Here is a 17892-nt window from a genome sequence, read left to right as displayed (position 1 = left end):
GCGATGACGATCCAGGACCGGCGCCGAGCACGGATGCGCAGCGGGCTAGGGCTTGCCGGCACGATGCTGATGACCGCGGGCATCGCGGCGATCCTGTTCGCCTGGTGGGGCGTCGCGCACACCGGGTACACGTTCGAGCAGATCCCGTACGTCGTGTCGGGCGGCATCCTCGGCGTCGGGCTGATCGGCGTCGGCGGGTTCCTGTACTTCGGGTCGTGGCTGACGAAGCTCGTGGAGGAACAGCGGCAGACGACCTACGCCCTGCTGCAGCTGCTGGAGGAGCGCGACCGCACTAGCGTGCCGTGAGGGCTTAGGCGGGCAGCGGCACGGTGCCGCTCTTGCGCGAGGTCTGCCGCAACAGTTCCTCGGCCAGCCCTCTGGTGCTCGGCTGCGTGAGGGCTTGATCGACATCGCGACCGACGACGGGCCCCACCCTCCACGGGGGACTGACCACCCGACCCGACGCACCAAATCTAGCGGCGAGCAGGGCTTGTCAAATGCCCTCGGTGGCGATCTGTGGACAACCCGCCGCTGCAGCCGAGTTGTCCACAGATCGCCGAGCGGTGGCTTGACAGGGTTTCGGCACCGCTAGGTTTGGTTCGGCCACTGAGTGGTGGTCAGTCCCCCGAGGAGGGCGGGGCTTGTCTTCAGCGCCGTCTCGAGCCCTCGAAGCCTTGCGAACCACCAGGGTGGGCGGGTGGGTGAGCTTCGCAAGGTCGTAACCGGTTGCGACGCGTCACCGGTCAGCACGTCGTCTCATGCTGGAGTGGCTGCTGAGGGCGCCGCCCACCGGTGCCGCGCGGACTGGCCCTCGGTGACCGGTGCGCCGTAGTCTCGTGGCGCGACATCAGTCCCGACCACCGTCCCGTTCGGACCTGCGCGGTCCGCGAGCACAGCGGTCATGTCGCCTTGGCCGCACCCGAACTCCAGCACCCTGGCGCCCTCGGGGATCTGTCAGGTCTCGGCCAGTTCGAGACGGAATCCGGTCTGCGTGACCTGGATGTCCGAATCGTGTGCCGAAGCGGCCATGAGCGAGGCGATCTCTTGAGCGTTCATCGCGTCGCAGAGCAAGAGAGCGTTCTCATCACCGCATCTGATTAGCGGTGTTGACACCCTTGAACCATTGGTTTAGACCAGTTAACGTGCCTGCCATCACGTACCCCCTGCACGTGAACGGAGCACCATGAAGAAATTTCGCTGGCAGATCCTGACCCTCGGTCTGGCGCTGGCCACCGTGGTCGGAGGCGTTGTCGCCGCGCCCGCGAGTGGCGCGTCGGGCGTGACGGCGGCGTTCACCAAGACCTCGGACTGGGGCAGCGGCTACGAGGCCAAGTACACGATCTCCAACAGCGGCGGGTCCGCGCTCACGTCGTGGACCGTCGAGTTCACGCTGCCGGGCGGGCAGTCGATCGCGTCGCTGTGGGACGGCAGCTACGGGGCGAACGGTCAGAACATCACCGTCCGCAACACCTGGAACGGCAGCGTGCCCGTCGGCGGCTCGGTGAGCTTCGGCTTCACCGTCAAGGGCTCCGGCGGAACCCCGTCCGGTTGCAAGGTCAACGGCGGTTCGTGTGACGGCACCGGCAACCCGACGACGACGACCACGACGACGACGTCGAACCCGCCGTTGCCCGGCACCGGCCGCGGCGCGCCCTACCTGTACCTGGGCTGGGGCAACCCGCAGAGCGCCACGCAGGTCATGAGCCAGACCGGCGTCAAGTGGTTCACCCTGGCGTTCATCCTGTCCAGCGGCGGCTGCACTCCGTCGTGGGACGGCCAGCGCCCGCTGACCGGCGGCGCCGACCAGCAGGCGATCAACGCCATCCGCGCGGCCGGCGGTGACATCGTGCCGTCGTTCGGTGGCTGGAGCGGCAACAAGCTGGGCCCGAACTGCTCGACCCCCGAGGCGCTGGCCGGCGCGTACCAGCAGGTCATCAACGCCTACGGGCTCAAGGCCATCGACATCGACATCGAGAACACCGACGAGTTCGAGAACACCGTCGTGGCCGACCGGATCATCACCGCCCTGCGGATCGTCAAGCAGAACAACCCGGGCATCCAGACGATCGTCACCTTCGGCACCTCGACCACCGGCCCGAACTTCTACGGCGCCCGGCTGATCGACCAGGCCAAGGCGCTGAACGCGAACATCGACGTGTTCACGATCATGCCGTTCGACTTCGGCAGCTCCAACGTCCGCCAGGACACGATCAACGCGGCCACAGGGCTGAAGAACAAGCTCAAGTCGACCTTCGGCTGGAGCGACGCCGAGGCGTTCAAGCACGTCGGCATCTCGGGCATGAACGGCCTGTCGGACCAGCGCGAGCTGACCACGGCCGACGACTGGACCGCGATCCGCGACTGGTCGAAGGCCAACGGCCTCGGGCGACTGGCCTTCTGGTCGGTCAACCGCGACCGCGGCGGCTGCGACGGCCAGGTGGCCGCGCACTGCTCCGGCATCGCGCAGTCCGAGCTGGAGTTCACGAAGATCACCGCCGGCTTCTAGCCGCGACACGTCACTAGACGACTACAGGCCGTCAGCGCCATTTAATCGCTGGCGCTGGCGGCCTAGTCTTGTGTCATGCGACGACGACATTGATCTTCAACTGATCTATCCCGAACCGCGACGGCGTGGGCGTGGTGTTCGCACCTCATCCCGATCTACGCGCTGTACGCGTTGCTCTTCGCCGACAGCGGGCTGTCGGACGCCTCCATCTCGGTGCTGCTCGCGATCTGGTCGCTGACCTCGGTCGTGTTCGAGGTGCCGTCGGGCGCGCTCGCGGACCGCTTCTCACGGCGAGGCTGCCTGGTCGCCTCCGGTGTGCTGCAGGCCTTCGGGTACGCGGCCTGGGTGCTGTTCCCGTCGTTCTGGGGATTCGCGGCCGGCTTCGTGCTGTGGGGCCTGGGCGGCACGCTGCAGTCCGGTGCCTTCGAAGCCCTGCTCTACGACGGGCTGGCGGCCAACGGTGACGAGGACCGGTACGGACGGCTCAACGCCCGTGTCGACACCATCGAGCTGATCGCCCAGGTTCCCGTCGCGGTCATCGCCACGGCGTTGTTCTCCTTCGGCGGCTACGAACTCGCCGGTTGGGCGTCGGTCGCGATGTGCCTCGCGTCGTCGGTGATCGCGCTGCGTTTCCCGGAACCTGAACGCGACGACGAGGACGACGACGAACTCGGGTACCTCGCGACGCTGAAGACCGGCCTGCGCGCGTCCGTGCCGATCAAACGTGCTGTGCTCGCGGTGGCTCTGGTGTACTCGATCGACGCGTTCGAGGAGTACTTCACGCTGCTGGCGCAGGACTGGAGCGTGCCGACGGTGTGGGTGCCGATGGCGACCATAGGCGTGCCGTTGATGGGTGCCGCCGGAGCCTCGCTCGCCGGCCGGTTGCCGTTCCGCGGCTGGGTGCTGTTCGCCTCGGGTGCGACGCTGATCGCGGCGGCACTGCTGGCCGTGCCGCTCGCGATCATCCTCTTGGGACTGTTCTACGGCCTGTACCGGTTCGTGCTGGTGCACGTGGAGACCGAGCTGCAGCACCGGATCGAGTCCGATGCCCGTGCCACGGTCACGTCCGTGGCCGCGATCGGCTCGGAGTTCGTGGCGTTCGCGATCTACGGACTGTGGGTGCTGGGCTCGGCCGTCGCCATCGGCGTGATGGTTCTGGTGGTGGCGCTGGTGATCTGGCGCCGATAAGACGATTTCAGTGAGGAAGCGCGCGCATCGGGCGGCGTTCGTCGTTGGTCTCGCGGTAGTGCTCGATCGCGAGCGCCACGTCGAACGCCGTCCGCGTCTTCTCCAGCGCGGGCAGGTAGTGCACTCCGCGGGCCAGCGCGTCGAGGTCGGCGCTGAAGTACACGCCCATCAACGGGTTCACGAACAGCTCGCTGCCCTCGGTGCGCCTGGTGAACTGCACGTTCCCGAACTCGCCCCGCAGCGAGGCCGCGATCTGGCCGTTCACGATGCTCGGTGACAACGGTGTCGCGTCCTGCGCCTGCTGGACGGCGGTCGTGTAGGCGCGGGCCTCGAAGCTGTCCGACGGGATCGACAGCGCGCCGAGGTACGCGCCCTGCCTGTCCAGCGCCGCCAGGTTCTCCAGCACGTGCGCGTGGCACACGCCGTGGTGCGCGTCGATGCCGAACCCCAGGCTGGTCACGATCTTCACCACGCCGTCGATGCCCGCGACCGCGGCGAGGCTCGTCATGTCCTCTGTCGGTGTGCCGAGGTGCTGTTCGTCGCCGCGCAGCAGGATGTCCGTGCCGCCGTCGACGAGCACGACCGCGTCGACGGAGTGCTTCTCGATGATCGTGCGGTACGCGCTGCGCAACGGCCGCACGCCCGTGCGCGGGAACGCGTAGACGGTGTCGCCGAGGAACCGGGCGAGCTCGCGTTCGGGGAAGTACGCGTCCTCGCCGGAGGTCTCCGGTGCGACGGCGGCGAGCCCGGGCTCGAGCCACGCGTCGAGGTCGAGGCGCTCCAGGTCGCTGAAGCTGAGGCTGGCGTAGTGCACCCGCTTGCCCTGCTCGCGCAGCGCGACGCCGAGCGGGATGCCCGCGAACACGTCGAAGCCGCCGCCCGCCCCGGCGATCAGGACGTTCCGTGCGTGGTGGAGTCTGGCGAAGAGCGGCGGTGTGGCAAGGCTGAACACACCGCCGACCATAGCTTTTCGACGTCCGCGGGGCCGCTGACTTTCACCAGCAGGCGATCGGGCGCGCAGGCCAGGCCCTCGTCGAGGTCGTCGGCGAGCACGCCGATCCTGGGATGTGCCGCCTGGTCGCGGTACCGGCCGACGTGCTCGGTCTGGCCTGCGAACACGAACAGCCCGTCGTCGTGCTCCGCCGCCAGATCGGCGATCTCGGGCGAACGCGTGCAGGCGTGCCAGACGCAGGGCCTGCCCGGCCACGAGGATCTGAACGCGGCGTAGTGCTCGATCGTCAGCGGCAGGCTGTACTCGATCTCCTTGCCGAACCATCCGAACACCTTCGCGGTGTTGCCGCGCCCGAGCACCAGATCGGTCCTGCCGGGGGCGAGGAGGGCGAGTGTCGCGTACTCGGCGGCGAGCCGGGCGGGGTCGTTCGTGGTGATCAGCGTGGTGGCGGTGGAGAGCCGCAGCGTCGTCCTCGCCGCGATGTGGGCGAGGAGCGTGGCGGGCGAGGACGAGTTGTAGGGCGGGTTGTGGTGCTCGCCGACCGCGAAGACGTCGAAACCGGCTTCGTCGGCCGCGACCGCCAGCACGACGATTCCGGCCGGTTCGAGGTCACCTGCCGTGAACACGCCGATCTGCACACGCTCAGTGTGCGCTCTCGGCATGATCCGTGAGACGGTGCCGCCACCTGGCCGATTCCATCAGCCCGGGCGTAACGCCAGGATCTTCCGAACAGATCACACTGCACAAGCTGGACACCCGCGGAGGCCACCGTGCTAGTCGTACAGATCTTCCTGCCGCTGGCGCTGGGCCTGGTGATGTTCGGACTCGGACTCACGCTCACCACCGACGACTTCGCCAGGGTCGCCAAGTACCCCAAGGCCGCGGTCATCGCTTTGGTCTGCCAGGTGGTCGTCCTGCCCGCGATCTGCCTCGGGCTCGTGCTCGCGTTCGGGCTCGAAGGCGTGCTCGCGGTCGGCATGATGCTGCTCGTCGCGTCGCCGGGCGGCACGTCGGCGAACCTCTTCAGCCACCTCGCCGGCGGGGACGTGGCCCTCAACATCACGCTCACCGCGATCAACTCGGTGCTCGCCGTGTTCACGTTGCCGTTGGTCGTCGGCCTGAGCATGGCGCACTTCATGGCGGACAACGCCGAGGTCGGGCTGCAGCCGGCGAAGTTCGTGCAGGTGTTCGCGATCGTCCTGGTGCCGGTGGTGATCGGCATGCTGGTGCGCCGCAGGTTCGAGGCCTGGGCGCTGAAGATGAACGACCCGGTGCGCATCGCGTCCGTCGTGGTGCTGGTGCTCGTCATCATCGCCGCGATCGCGCAGGCCTACCAGCAGCTGATCGACAACATCGGCACGCTCGGCCCGGTGGCGTTGCTGCTGAGCATCTTCAGCCTGCTGATCGGCTACTACGTGCCCAAGGCGTTCAACGTCGAACGCAAGCAGGCCATCGCGAGCGCGATGGAGATCGGCATCCACAACGCCACGATCGCGATCACGCTGGCGCTGACCGTGCTCAACGACGAGACGATGGCGATCCCGCCCGCCGTGTACGGCGTGCTCATGTACCTGCCGGCGGCGGTGGCGGCACGGTTGTTGTCCCGCACCAAGGCTGTCGTCTAAAGCGGTTGCGGTGGTCGCTAGGTTGATCGTGACATGCGTTCAACCTCAACTGTATTGATGGCGGCCGTTCTCGTTGCCGCAACCACCGTTCCCGCCCACGCCGCGGGAACCGTCCGCACTGACACCGGATTCGTGTCAGGAACCACCGTCGAAGCCCTGCTAACGTTCCAGGGCATCCCGTTCGCCGCCCCGCCGACCGGGGAGAACCGCTGGCGCGACCCGCAGCCCGCGAAGCCCTGGCAGGGCGTACTCAAGGCGGACAGGCCCGGTCCTCGTTGCGAGACCGGCGAAGACTGCCTGTACCTCAACGTCACCGCGCCGGTGAAAGCCGCGAACCGCCCGGTCCTGGTCTGGATCCACGGCGGCAGCTTCACCAGCGGCGCCGGATCCGACTACGGCGCAGACAAGTTGGCGCGCAATGGTTCCATCGTCGTCACGATCAACTACCGCCTCGGCGCCTTCGGGTACTTCGGCTTTCCCGGACTCGCCGGCTCCGGCGCGTTCGGGCTGAGCGACCAGCAGGCCGCGCTCGGCTGGGTCCAGCGCAACGTCCGCCAGTTCGGCGGTGACCCGCACAACGTCACGCTCTTCGGGGCGTCCGCGGGCGGGCTGTCGGCGTGCGCGCAGCTGACCTCTCCCAAGGCTCGCGGCCTGTTCCACCGGGCGATCATCCAAAGTGGACCGTGCCAGTTCGGCGTCCCGGCGGGCGAGAACAACGTCCAGCACACCTGGGTCAAGCGCGAAGACGTCGAACGAGCCGGTGCCCAGGCATCGGGCTGTGCGGACGTCGTGTGCCTGCGCCGGCTCACGGCCGAGCAGGTCACCGCGCTGACACCGCAGTTCTCCTCGCCCGCTTACGGCACGGAAGCACTGCCGGAGAACCCGATCACGGCACTCCGCGAAGGCCGCTTCCACAAGATCCCGGTGCTCGCGGGCACGGCGCGCGACGAGTTCTCGGTGTTCGCCGCGATGTTCTACCCACCGCTGGACGCCGCCGGATACGAACAGGCGTTGGCCGACGGCTTCGGCGCGGCCAAGGCGCAGCGGATCCTGGCCGCCTACCCGCCGCGCGGTGGTGACGAACGAGTGCCGCTCTCCGCGGCGCTCTCGGACATGACCTCGGCCTGTCCCACCGCCGAGCTGCGTGCGCAGACGCGTGCGTTCGGCTACGAGTTCGCCGAACCCGAGCCGCCGATGATCTTCCCTGGCATGCCGGACTTCCCGTACGGCGCCTACCACGGCTCCGAGTTGCCGTTCCTGATGCGGTACGCCGGTGTCGAGCTCGCCGGGAAGCAGCAGGAGCTCTCCGGCGAGATGGTGCGGGCGTGGACCCGGTTCGCGAGGACCGGACATCCTGGCTGGTCACGCCAGGACGTCCGGATCTTCGCGACCGAACAGGCCGCACCGGCGGATCACCGGTGCGAACTCTGGTCTAGCTAGTTGAACCCCGCTGCGCGCGTCCGTGCGACTTGCCGGGCGCGCGCACGCCGTTCACCGTCGAGGTGTCGAACGCGAACGTGATCACCGCGGTGGCGATCGCGTCGGCGTTGACGTCCAGGGCGGTCAGGTTCAGGTTCGACCTGGTGTCGCACGGCTGGTGGTAGCACGGGTCGAACGCGATGCCCGCCGTGCCGCCGTACCGTGCCGCCTGCGCGGCCGACTTCACGTCCTCGGCTCCGGTGAACAGGCCACCGGCCGGGATGTTGACCGCGATGAACGGGCCGTAGTCCGACCTCCCGGAGAAGTCCGTGTCCTCCGACGGCAGGCCGCGGTCGGCGTAGAACTTCTCGAACACGTCCTCGATCTGCGCCGACCCCGGCGGGATCGGCACGGGTGCCGTGCCGCTCGAGTCGTCACCGTCGTAGATGCCGAAGAAGTGGTTCGGCGAGCCGACCATGTCGAAGTTCAGGTACAGCGCGATCCTGTCCTGTCCGGCCTGCGGCAGCGTGGCGACGTAGTGCTCGGACCCGAGCAGGCCCTCCTCCTCGGCACCCCACCAGGCGAAGCGGACCTTCGCGTTGGGCTTGACCTTCTTCATGTGGACCGCGGTCTCGAGCAGCGCCGCCGAGCCGCTGCCGTTGTCGTTGATGCCGGGCCCGTCCTGCACGCTGTCGAGGTGGGCGCCGGCCATGACGACGTTGTTCGCGTCGCCGTCACGGGACTCGGCGAACACGTTCCACGTCTTGCGCGTCTCCTCGGTGAAGTCGACCTTCACCCGCACCGTGGCGCCGGGTGTGTTCAGGATGAGGTCCTCCGCGGCGGCGTACGTCGCGAACACCACGGGAACCGCGAGACCGGGGGTGTCACCGACCGGGGTGCTCAGGCCGGTGCGTCCGGGCTGGCCCTCGTTGAACAGGATGACCGCGGACGCGCCCGCGGCCTGCGCGTTCAGCGCCTTGACGTTGAACCCGCACGTGCCGCGCTGGATCATCGCGACGCGGCCGGGGACGAACCCGGCGAAGTCCGCCGGCTCGCAGCCGCTGCTGCTCGTGTTCGGCACCGGCGCGGGCGGGACGATCACGTCGACCGGCTGGACGACGCCGGTGACGTCACCCTCGAACGTCGGGGTGAACCCGTTGCGGGTGAACTCGGTGTCCCGCTGGAAGATCCGCGGGACCGGCGCGACGCGGTCGAGCCGTGAGTTGTCCTCCACGTACGGGAAGTCGAACTCCTGCACGTTCGGCGAGTAGCCGGCCGAGGTCAGCTGGGAGACCACGTAGTTCACCGAGGCCTGGTATCCAGGACGTCCGGCCGCGCGGTCGCCGTGGGTGTCCGCGATGGACTGGAACGCGTCGAGATGCCGCAGGACGCCGTTCAGCGTGACGGCCTGGGTGAGCTTCGCAGGGGAGTTGTTGCTGGGATCAGCGAGTGCCTGTCCGGTCACGGCCAGTGGTAGAACCAGTGTCAGGACCGCGAACAGCGCCAAGCGCCGAGGACGTCGAACCATCGGTATGCCTCCATGCGTCTTCGCCGCCGAATGCACCCCCGAGGTTCCTTATCTGTCCGATGTGTCTTGTGTTACACCGAGCGCTACTGGAGGTGGGTGTTTGTTCCGTTTGCTGGAGACCGCCGTCCGCGTCGAGCCGCTGGAGGGGGAGGGGCTCACCAACGTCCTGCACCTCGTGACGCTGGCCGACGGGCGCAAAGCCGTGCTGCGGCAACCCAAGGTGGCGCGCGACCTGCCGAAGTTCGTCATCCCCGGCGCACCGGAGGTCCTCGCGCACAACGGCCGCGGCGACGTGCTGGTCGAGTACGTCGAGGGCCGGACGCTGGCGGACGCGCTACCGGTGTCCGAAGAGGTCTGGCGGCGCATCGGCGAGGCCTTCGCGAAGGTCCACGCGGTCGGGCTGCTGCACAACGACGTGAATCTCTACAACATCATCGTCAGAGAGGGAGCCGCCACGCTGATCGACTGGGACAACCCGGGCCTGGGCAACCCGCTCGACGAGCTGGCGGCGTTCGAGGAGCACCTCTACCTGCACGGAACCGTGCTGCCCCAGGCGTTCTGGATCGGTTACGGCTCCCGGCCCGACCCGAACCTGCTGCGGGTGCACCGGATCGCCGGGTGCATCGCCTGGCTCGCGAGCTCGGACTGGCGGCAGTGGGAGGCCGACCGGACGCTGAAACCGGAGCACCTGGCCAGGGTCCGGAACTGGCGGCGCCTGCTCGCAGGCTGGCTCGCCGGCCAGTTCCGGACCGCCTTGCTGGGAAGTGACGGTCTAGCGGCTGAGGTTGCGGTACTTCAGCACGGAGAGCGGCCAGAAGATCGCCACGAACAGCGCGGGCCACAGCACCGCCAGTAGCAACGAGTTCTGCGCGGCCCACGAGTCACCGCCGACCCCGGGGTTGCCGAACAGCTCGCGTGCCGCCGCCACGGTCGACGACAGCGGGTTCCACTCCGCGACCACCCGCAGCCAGCCCGGCATCAGCTCCGGCGAGACGAACGTGTTCGCGAACATCGTCAGCGGGAACAGGAACATCCACGACGCCTGCGCCGCCTCCGGCTTGACCAGCAGGCCGATGTAGATGCCGACCCAGACCAGCGCGAACCGCAGCCACAGGAACAGCGCGAACGCCAGCAGGGCGTTGAGCGGCCCGTCGCGGAACGACCAGCCGATCGCCAGCCCGCACAGCGCGAGCACCAGCAGTTCCAGCGACGAGTTCACCAGATCCGCGATGCTGCGCCCGGCCACGACGCCGGTCTGCGACATCGGTGAGGCGCGGAACCGGTCCGTGACGCCCCGGTCGGCGTCCATCGACACCATCATCAGCGTGGAGCCGACACCGAACGCGATGGTCTGGCCGAACATGCCCGGCAGCAGGAACTCGATGTAGTCACCGCCGCCGAAGACGTTCATCGCGCTGCCGAACACCAGGCCGAAGATCAGCACCGAGATGACCGGGTAGGCGAGGTTCGCGAACACCCTCACCGGTTCGCGCACCCAGTGGATCAGGTCCCGCTTGGCGACGATCCACGAGTCGACGACCGCGTACCTCATGCCTGCACCTCCGCGACGGCCTTGTGCCCGGTGATGGCGAGGAAGACGTCGTCCAGCGTCGGCCGGCGCAGTGCGATGTCCTCGGCCTCGACACCGCGTGCCGCCAGTGCCGACGTCACCCGCGTCAGCGCCGCCACCCGGTCGGCCACCGCCGCGCTCACCCGGAACGTGTCGGGGTCCACCTCGGCGTCGGGGCCGAGCACGTCCGCCACGAGCGGCAGTTCGTCGGCGTTGCGGACCACGACCTCGATCCGGTCGCCGCCGAGCTTGGACTTGAGCTGGTCCGGCGTGCCCTGCGCGGCGACGCGGCCGGTGTCCATCACGACGATCTGGTCGGCGAGCTGGTCCGCCTCGTCCAGGTACTGCGTGGTCAGCAGCACCGTCGTCCCCTCCGCGACGACCCGCTTCACCTCCCGCCACACCTCGCCGCGGTTGCGCGGGTCGAGGCCGGTCGTCGGTTCGTCCAGGAACAGCACCGACGGCCTCATGACGAAGCTCGACGCCAGGTCCAGGCGCCGCCGCATGCCGCCCGAGTACTGCTTGGCCCGTTTGCCCGCCGCGTCGGTGAGCCCGAACTGCTCCAGCAGCTCGTCCGCCCGCACCTCGGCCTGGCGCTGGGAGAGGTGGTATAGCCGCCCCCACATGACCAGGTTCTCCTTGCCGGTCAGCACGTCGTCGACCGTGGACTGCTGGCCGTTCAACGCCACCTGGCGGCGCACGGCCGGCGCCTCGCGCACCACGTCGTGGCCCGCTACCTCGGCACGGCCGCCGTCCAGGCGCAGCAACGTGGCCAGGATGCGCACCGCCGTGGTCTTCCCGGCGCCGTTCGGGCCGAGCAGCCCGCACACCGTTCCGGTGGGCACCGCCAGGTCGAACCCGTCGAGCGCCCAGTTCTTGCCGAATCTCTTGCGCAGGCCTTCCGCGAGCACCGCGTGTCCCACGACTTCACCCCCGTGGCTTAACTGCTTACTTTGTACACAGGGTGTACGTTGTACACGGTTCTAGGATTCACAGCAAGCAGAGTTGTGAAGGGGGCTGGGTGAAGAGCGATCGGGACCGGAGCGTGCGCCTGTTGTGGGAGCCGCCCGCCGAGCCGACCAGGGGACCGAAGGCCGCGCTGAGCCAGTCGCGGGTCGTCGAGGCGGCCATCAAGGTGGCCGACGCCGACGGCATCGACGCGCTCACGATGCGCCGGGTCGCCGAGACGCTGGGCAACACCGCGATGTCGCTCTACCGGCACGTGCCGGGCAAGTCCGAGCTGCTGGACCTGATGGTCGACGCGGTGTGGGGAGAGACCGAACCCACGCCCGAGGGCCCCTGGCGCGCCGGTCTGGAGTTCTTCGCCCGGCAGGTGTGGGCGATGTACCGCGCGCACCCGTGGATGCTGCAGCTGACGACCTCGCGCCGGATGCCCGGCCCGCACGCCATGACGCGCCAGGACGCGGCCTACGCCGCCGTCTCGGAGCTGGGGCTGGCGACCGAGGAGATCGTGGCCGTGGTGACGACGGTGGCCCACTTCGTCGACGGCGTCGGCCGCACGATGGCGGACCGCGTCCAGGCCGAACGGGAGACCGGCGTGTCCGAGGAGGACTGGTGGGACGGCCGTGACGCGCTCTGGGAGCACTTCACGCCGGACCGGCTGCCGATGACGACCCGGATCTGGAACTCGGGCGGCTTCGAACGCCTCCTCGACGAGTTCGAGTTCGGCCTCGCGCGGGTCCTCGACGGGCTCGCGGTGTTCATCGAGTCCGACGAACGACCGCTGGTTCGTACACAGACGTGCTTGTAGTCAATCATCCCACCTTGAGTCGTCCGATCGAGTGAAAAGGGCAGCTCAGCGCAGGGCAGAAGGGTAGTTGGGCGGTTACGTAATGCCATTGTTATGCGCAATCAGAATGAACTCGTTCGAACGCTGAACCGACCACTCCTATCTGCCCGTTTTCCTTCGTGACACCGTTTCGCCGCGGGGGTCGAATCGGGACGACGAGGAGGTCGTATGACAGCTGGCGCGCACGACGCGGTCACCCTTGGCTGCTACGCGCTCGGCGTTCTGGACGCGCACGAGAGTCTTGGCGTTGAGCAGCACCTTCGGGGCTGTCCGTCCTGCCGTGCGCAGGTCGCCGACTTCCATCGGATCCGAACAGCACTTGACGACGTGCCTCGTGAGGCATTTCTGCACGAGCTCGAGGACGACCTGCCCATGCCTTCGGACCTGCTGCTGCAGCGCACGCTGCGGCAGATCAGGCAGGAGTCGGTCATCCCGCAGCAGCGGGAGGCCGCTCCACGCCCGAGAGCCAGTCCGCAGCCGGTGGAGGACCTCCCCGAACCGCTGCACGCCAAGCCCCGGCGCTGGCCGGGTTATCTCGCCGCCGCGGCAGTAGCCGCGGTGGTCGCGTTCGGGGGTGCCGCGGTGCTCATGCAGAACCAGGCTCCGCAGACGTCGATCGCCGGACCTCGCACGGGCGAGGCCACGGCGACCGGTGGGATCAAGCTGGTGGCGGGCATCGAACCGTCGTCACAGGACCGGTACATGGTCACGGCCAAGATCAACGGCCTGCCCGCCCTGCAGAAGTGCAAGCTGGTCGTGATCGCCAAGGACGGCACGAGGTCCGAGGCGTTCGCGTGGACCTCGTCCGAGAAGGCCAGGGTCGAGGGCGCGACGGTGCGCGGCGTGGTGAGCGTCCCGTCGGACCAGGTGCAGTCGATCGCGGTCGAGAACACCGAGGGCAAGCAGTTCGTGGTGGCGAACCTGTAAGGACGGAAACAGGCGAAGGGCCCGGATTCGGAAGAATCCGGGCCCTTCGCCTTGCATTGGTGTAATTACACGGCTTGCAATGTCAACCAGATGCCTACGACGATGACCGTCGCGGCCGTGCCGACAGGTGCGTAATGCGACAGCAGGCGAGTGGCACGGCCGTCCAGGATTCTTTCGACGCGGTCCCGAGCCTTCACGAGCAGCAGCCCGACCGCGGTGAGCGTGCCGGCCATGCCGATGCCGTAGCCGAGGACCAGCAGGACGCCGAACCACGTGCGGCCCAGCGCCATCGCGCCGAGCAGGACCACCAGTGCGGACGGGGAGGGGACCAGGCCGTTGGCCGCGCCCATGCCGACGAGGCTCGCGCGGCTGTAGCCGTGGCCGTGCCCATGTCCGTGGCCATGACCGTGCCCGTGACCATGTCCGTGCCCGTGTCCATGCCCCGTCGCAACGCCGGCGAGTGCGGGTTCGCGGGTCGTCGACAGGGCCGAGCGCAGCAGCATCACGCCGATCATCGCGATCAGCACGCCGCTGACCAGCCCGAGCCAGCGCAGCACCTGTTCACCGGCCAGCGCGCTCGAGGCGCTGATGACCAGGCCGAGGACCAGCACGCCACCGGTGTGCGTGGCCGTGACCGACGCACCGACGATGAACGCGTCCTTCGGCGTGCCCTGTCGTCCGGCCAGGTAGGCGGCGATGAGCGTCTTGCCGTGACCGGGCAACGCGGCGTGCGAGGCGCCGAGCACCAACGACAGCAACAACGCCAGGAACCCGAGCCACGGCGTGAGGTCGTCGCTGCCCAGGATGTCGTTGAGCTTGGCCGCCGTGACGCTGAACGACTGGACGGGGGAGCCGGTGGCGATCTTCGGCTCCGACCCGCTGCCCGGTTCCGCGCTGAACGCGACGCTGCGGACGTCCATCGGGCTGCTGAGCAGGTCCTCGGGATACGTCCGCAGCTCGTCGCTGATGCTCTCGGTCGGCACCTTCGAGTCGGTGAGCCGGATGCCGCTGCCGGCGGCGGTGATCTCACGCCAGCCGACCCGGTCGGTGTTCGACTCGTCGCGGAACTCGAGCCTGGCCGGCCGGTCCAGGTCCACCTTGGCGGTGAACTCGCAGACCAGCCGGGTGGTGAGGAGGTCGGCCTGACCGACCGGGTGCTCCTTGGCGGAACTGGACAGCGTCCAGGTGATCCGGCGCCCGTCCACGGTGGAGCGGTCGGTGCGGGAGACCTCGTCGCACCACTGCCGCGCGTCGCGGGTCTTCAGGTTCTCCTGCAGCGTCGGGATCTCCGCCACGTCGACCACGGACCGCAGGTCGATCCGGTCCGGGTGCAGGTGCAGCCCGTGGTAGTGGTTGACGCTGAAGTTGCCCAGCGGGTGGGCGGACGCCTCGCCGTTGATGAAGAAGATGCCGGCGAGCAGCAACGCCGCCACCAGGACGGGCCGCACCACCCAGCTGGACAGGCTCACCGGCCGCCTCGAAGCTCCGCGAGCTTGCGACCCGCCTTCAGGGCCTGCAGCGGGGAGAAGTTCGCGTTCAGCCTGAGTGCCTGCACCAGTGCCTCCTGGGCTTCGGCGACGCGGCCGAGCGCGGCCAGGATCATGCCGCGGTGGTAGGAGAAGGTGGCGTTCTGCCACCCCCGCGCCACCGCGCGGTCGGAGTAGCTCAACGCCTCCGCGTCCCTTCCGTTGACGTGCAGTGCCCACGCCATGGCGTCGGCCACGAAGACGCTCTGCCGGCGGCCCCACTCGCTTTCCGCACGGCGCAGCGCCTGCATGCCATCACCCCGGTCTGCGGCGACGAGAGCCGCGGCCAGATCGTCGGAAGCACCCTGCGACTCCATCAGTCGTTGCTGTTCGGTGAGCACGGCGTACTGCTGGGCGGCCTCTTCGGTCCTCCCGCCGGCTTCGAGCAGCTCCGCGTACTCCTGCAGGTACTGGGGCAGGGGAGCTCGCGCCACGAGCCTGCGGTACGACTCCAGCGCCACCGGGATCTCGCCCCGTGCCGCCGCGACCTTGGCCATGCCTTGAGTGAGAGTCATGTCGTCTCCTCTCGCCGCCAGTCCCTGCTCGTAGTGCTCAGCGGCAACGTCTAGCCGGTTGTGGTCGAACGCGAGTTCGCCCAGCCGGTAACGGCAGAACGCGATCTCCTCGGGCGTCGTGGAGGCCTTCAGCGCGCGCTGCATCGCGTCGTGGGCACCGTCGACGTCGCCGTGGAGTTCGAAGTGGAAGGAAGCACGGGCGAAGGACGCCGTGTTCGGTTTGAGGTCCAGCATCTTCTGCACCGCGTCCTGCGCGCCCGCGTCGTCGCCGAGCTGCGTCAACGCGTCCGCCAGCACGCCGTGCGCCTCCGCGGAGGCGGGCAGTGCGGCAACGGCTTTCAGGCCCCAGTCGCGGGCCTTGTGGAAGTCGTGGCGGGCGTTGGCCAGCGTGCCCATGCCGATGGCGGCAAGGCCCGTGTCGCCCGCGTTCTTCAACGCGCCTTCGGCCTTGGCGTAGTACGCCGGGTCGGCCGTCACCCTTGCCAGTTCCACATAGGACGAACCGAGCCGCGCCCAGGCGTCCTTGTCCTGCGGCAGCTCGTGCAGCCGCTGCTGCAGCCGGTGCACCACCTTGTGCATCTGGTTCTGCTGCGCCACGGCGGGGACCACGGGCTCAAGGGGCGCGCCCCCGGCCCTGCTGTCGGCAGGACCGGAGGCGGCGAGGTAGGCAAGCGCCGCGGTGACCAGGAGAACCACCGCGACGGCCTGCCGTTGCTGGTACTTCACTTCGAGTGCGATCCGTACTTGCGGATGTGCTGCTGACGCTTGCGCCACAGGAGGAAACCAGCGCCGAACACGGCCGCCGAACCGACCGCGGTGGTCATGGCCATCGGGTCGATGTTCCCGATCTTGCCGACCGGGTTGACCGCGACCTCGGCGGTGTTGCCGGAGGCGTTGACGGCGGTGCCGTTGCGGGGCAGGCCCACGTACGGGAAGGCAGCCTCGAAGGGCTGGTCGTTCGCGTCGACCTTGTCCCCCGTGGCCAGTGCGTCGACGAGCTTGCCGGACGCCGCGGCACCCTCCATCGCCTGGACGGCGATGTCCACCACGTCGTCGGTCAGGCGACGGCCGTTCGGGAAGCCCTGCGTGTCACCCGCGAGCAGGCCCAGGCGGTTCGGGTTGGCGTTCGGCTCGATCATCATGTTCAGCCGCAGCATCTCCGAGGGGCGGAACCGCCTCGCGTCCACGTCCTGGTTGTTGACCTGCGAGTTCAGGTCGGCGTTGATCTGCGCGCCGAGCTTGCGCGTGATGCCGGTCAGGAAGATCTCGGCCAGGTCGTCGCGCTGGCCCTGCGGCGCCGGGATCTTGTAGATCGCCTCGATCAGCTTGGGCAGCTCCGGGTTCACGACCCGGTCGACGAGCTCCTTCACGCCGGCGTCCTGGTCGGGGCGCAGGCCGTTGAACGCGTCCTTGAGGCCCGCGGGGGCCACGACCTCGTTCACCAGCGGGTTGCCCAGGCGGGAGACCTGCACGAAGTCGCCGACCGCCTCCGCCTTGCCGGGCGAGAGCTTCATGGTGCGGCGCTGCGTGGTGCTCCAGATGCCGATGTTCGGGTTGCGGTGGGCGTCGTTGCGCAACGCCAGCGCCTGCTTGGGCAGCTGGATCGCGATGGTGTTGACGTTGTAGCCGCGCAGCGTGTCCTGGCCGACCTCGCTCAGGTTGCCGCCGTAGAGCAGGTCGAACACGCGCAGGTCGGCGAAGAACGCGTCCTCGGACGGGCCCACGTAGACCTTGCCGCCACCGGCGATCTGCGTGACCGCCTGGTCGCGCAGCTTCTTGAAGTCCGGCATCGACGCCGGGCCGTTCGGGGACGGCGCGACCGGGGCGTTGCTGACCAGCTTGACCTTCTGGCCGTTCTGGTAGATCGCCTCGAGGTTGTAGCGCTGCCGGAACAGCAGGTTCTCGTCGTCGAGCGAGTCCACGACACCGTTGGCGTACAGGAACGTGTTGTTCTTGCGCCGGTCGTCGTCCTGGAAGGTGAACCGCAGGGTGACGTCGGGCTTGGCGTCGCCGTCGCTGTCGACGTTGAAGTCGTACTGCGCGTCCTCGGCCCACGGGAAGAAGTTGGGTCCACCGTTGGGTTCCTGGAACCCGGACCAGTTGCCGACCAGCGTCACGGTGTCCTTGTGGTCGGGACTCACGAACGCGTACAGGTCCGTGTTGTCCACGGCCGGGTCACCCGCGATGAGCGGAGCCTCGCGGTGGGACGACGCCGTGGCGTTGGTACCGCCGAACATGGCCGCGTTCAGCAGTGTGGCGGCCACCAGCGCGGCCGCAGCCACCTGGCCGCGCCGACCGCTGAGGGCGTGCGGTGATGACATTCGTG

Annotated in this window: 17 protein-coding genes; 8 read left to right on the top strand and 9 right to left on the bottom strand. The window is 68.7% G+C overall.

All coding sequences use genetic code 11. From position 1 onward, the window contains the following. Positions 1–3 precede the first annotated feature (3 nt). Positions 4–306 carry a hypothetical protein gene (locus DFR72_RS24080; protein WP_143086686.1) on the top strand — a complete coding sequence of 101 codons (303 nt, stop codon included), beginning with the start codon at positions 4–6 and terminating at the stop codon, positions 304–306. A gap of 450 nt (positions 307–756) precedes the next feature. Here DFR72_RS24080 and DFR72_RS47945 read toward each other — a convergent pair whose 3' ends face one another. After that, positions 757–951, bottom strand: coding sequence for a methyltransferase domain-containing protein (locus DFR72_RS47945; RefSeq protein WP_369679968.1), 195 nt, complete (start codon positions 949–951; stop codon positions 757–759). Between the two features lie 232 nt (positions 952–1183). Here DFR72_RS47945 and DFR72_RS24070 point away from each other — a divergent pair, with 232 nt between their 5' ends. Together DFR72_RS24070 and DFR72_RS24065 are read left to right on the top strand one after the other, a co-directional pair. Then, on the top strand, positions 1184–2506 hold the full coding sequence (locus DFR72_RS24070) for a cellulose binding domain-containing protein (protein WP_090064983.1): 1323 nt from the start codon (positions 1184–1186) through the stop codon (positions 2504–2506). 171 nt (positions 2507–2677) lie between these two features. Beyond that, complete coding sequence (locus tag DFR72_RS24065) at positions 2678–3694, top strand: MFS transporter (RefSeq protein ID WP_245983415.1); 1017 nt, start codon at positions 2678–2680, stop codon at positions 3692–3694. Positions 3695–3701: 7 nt separating this feature from the next. Here the strand turns inward: DFR72_RS24065 and DFR72_RS24060 are convergent, their stop codons facing one another. Together DFR72_RS24060 and DFR72_RS24055 are read right to left on the bottom strand one after the other, a co-directional pair. Beyond that, on the bottom strand, positions 3702–4646 hold the full coding sequence (locus tag DFR72_RS24060; protein WP_170176370.1) for a DUF1152 domain-containing protein: 945 nt from the start codon (positions 4644–4646) through the stop codon (positions 3702–3704). Then, positions 4586–5284 carry an LLM class flavin-dependent oxidoreductase gene (locus tag DFR72_RS24055; protein ID WP_211335507.1) on the bottom strand — a complete coding sequence of 233 codons (699 nt, stop codon included), beginning with the start codon at positions 5282–5284 and terminating at the stop codon, positions 4586–4588. The genes DFR72_RS24060 and DFR72_RS24055 overlap by 61 nt, the downstream gene beginning before the upstream one ends. Positions 5285–5416: 132 nt before the next feature. On the opposite strand from DFR72_RS24055, the gene DFR72_RS24050 reads away from it, so the two are divergent. Continuing rightward, positions 5417–6271: a bile acid:sodium symporter family protein gene (locus tag DFR72_RS24050; RefSeq protein WP_245983413.1), complete on the top strand. Its 855-nt coding sequence runs from the start codon at positions 5417–5419 to the stop codon at positions 6269–6271. Between the two features lie 33 nt (positions 6272–6304). Next, positions 6305–7711 carry a carboxylesterase family protein gene (locus DFR72_RS24045; RefSeq protein WP_090064979.1) on the top strand — a complete coding sequence of 469 codons (1407 nt, stop codon included), beginning with the start codon at positions 6305–6307 and terminating at the stop codon, positions 7709–7711. Here the strand turns inward: DFR72_RS24045 and DFR72_RS24040 are convergent. Then, positions 7704–9218 (bottom strand): M28 family peptidase, encoded by a 1515-nt coding sequence (locus DFR72_RS24040; protein WP_090064978.1) that lies wholly within the window; start codon positions 9216–9218, stop codon positions 7704–7706. The two genes, DFR72_RS24045 and DFR72_RS24040, sit on opposite strands and share 8 nt — an antisense overlap. 100 nt (positions 9219–9318) lie before the next feature. Here DFR72_RS24040 and DFR72_RS24035 point away from each other — a divergent pair, with 100 nt between their 5' ends. After that, complete coding sequence (locus tag DFR72_RS24035; protein WP_090064977.1) at positions 9319–10074, top strand: lipopolysaccharide core heptose(II) kinase RfaY; 756 nt, start codon at positions 9319–9321, stop codon at positions 10072–10074. On the opposite strand, the gene DFR72_RS24030 is transcribed toward DFR72_RS24035, so the two are convergent. Further along, positions 9991–10770 (bottom strand): ABC transporter permease, encoded by a 780-nt coding sequence (locus DFR72_RS24030; RefSeq protein ID WP_090064976.1) that lies wholly within the window; start codon positions 10768–10770, stop codon positions 9991–9993. The genes DFR72_RS24035 and DFR72_RS24030 overlap by 84 nt on opposite strands. Further along, positions 10767–11711 (bottom strand): ATP-binding cassette domain-containing protein, encoded by a 945-nt coding sequence (locus DFR72_RS24025; protein WP_090064975.1) that lies wholly within the window; start codon positions 11709–11711, stop codon positions 10767–10769. Before DFR72_RS24025 ends, DFR72_RS24030 begins: the two co-directional genes overlap by 4 nt. A gap of 98 nt (positions 11712–11809) precedes the next feature. Between DFR72_RS24025 and DFR72_RS24020 the strand changes: the two genes are divergently transcribed. Together DFR72_RS24020 and DFR72_RS24015 are read left to right on the top strand one after the other, a co-directional pair. Next, positions 11810–12559: a TetR/AcrR family transcriptional regulator gene (locus tag DFR72_RS24020; RefSeq protein ID WP_143086685.1), complete on the top strand. Its 750-nt coding sequence runs from the start codon at positions 11810–11812 to the stop codon at positions 12557–12559. A 207-nt stretch (positions 12560–12766) separates the two neighbouring features. Next, positions 12767–13525 (top strand): anti-sigma factor family protein, encoded by a 759-nt coding sequence (locus tag DFR72_RS24015; RefSeq protein WP_114773742.1) that lies wholly within the window; start codon positions 12767–12769, stop codon positions 13523–13525. A 65-nt stretch (positions 13526–13590) separates the two neighbouring features. Here the strand turns inward: DFR72_RS24015 and DFR72_RS24010 are convergent, their stop codons facing one another. The 3 genes from DFR72_RS24010 to DFR72_RS24000 are packed head-to-tail and all read right to left on the bottom strand — an operon-like array spanning position 13591 to position 17887. Then, positions 13591–14994: a nickel/cobalt transporter gene (locus tag DFR72_RS24010; RefSeq protein ID WP_245983410.1), complete on the bottom strand. Its 1404-nt coding sequence runs from the start codon at positions 14992–14994 to the stop codon at positions 13591–13593. After that, the gene (locus DFR72_RS24005) at positions 14991–16292 is read right to left on the bottom strand and encodes a tetratricopeptide repeat protein (RefSeq protein WP_090064972.1); all 1302 of its coding nucleotides are present in this window, start codon (positions 16290–16292) and stop codon (positions 14991–14993) included. Before DFR72_RS24005 ends, DFR72_RS24010 begins: the two co-directional genes overlap by 4 nt. Beyond that, the gene (locus DFR72_RS24000) at positions 16289–17887 is read right to left on the bottom strand and encodes a DUF4331 domain-containing protein (protein ID WP_090064971.1); all 1599 of its coding nucleotides are present in this window, start codon (positions 17885–17887) and stop codon (positions 16289–16291) included. The genes DFR72_RS24005 and DFR72_RS24000 overlap by 4 nt, the downstream gene beginning before the upstream one ends. Positions 17888–17892: the final 5 nt, after the last annotated feature.

Source organism: Lentzea flaviverrucosa (assembly GCF_003350445.1).
Classification (GTDB): domain Bacteria; phylum Actinomycetota; class Actinomycetes; order Mycobacteriales; family Pseudonocardiaceae; genus Lentzea; species Lentzea californiensis.
This window is presented reverse-complemented; position numbering and strand designations above follow the sequence as displayed.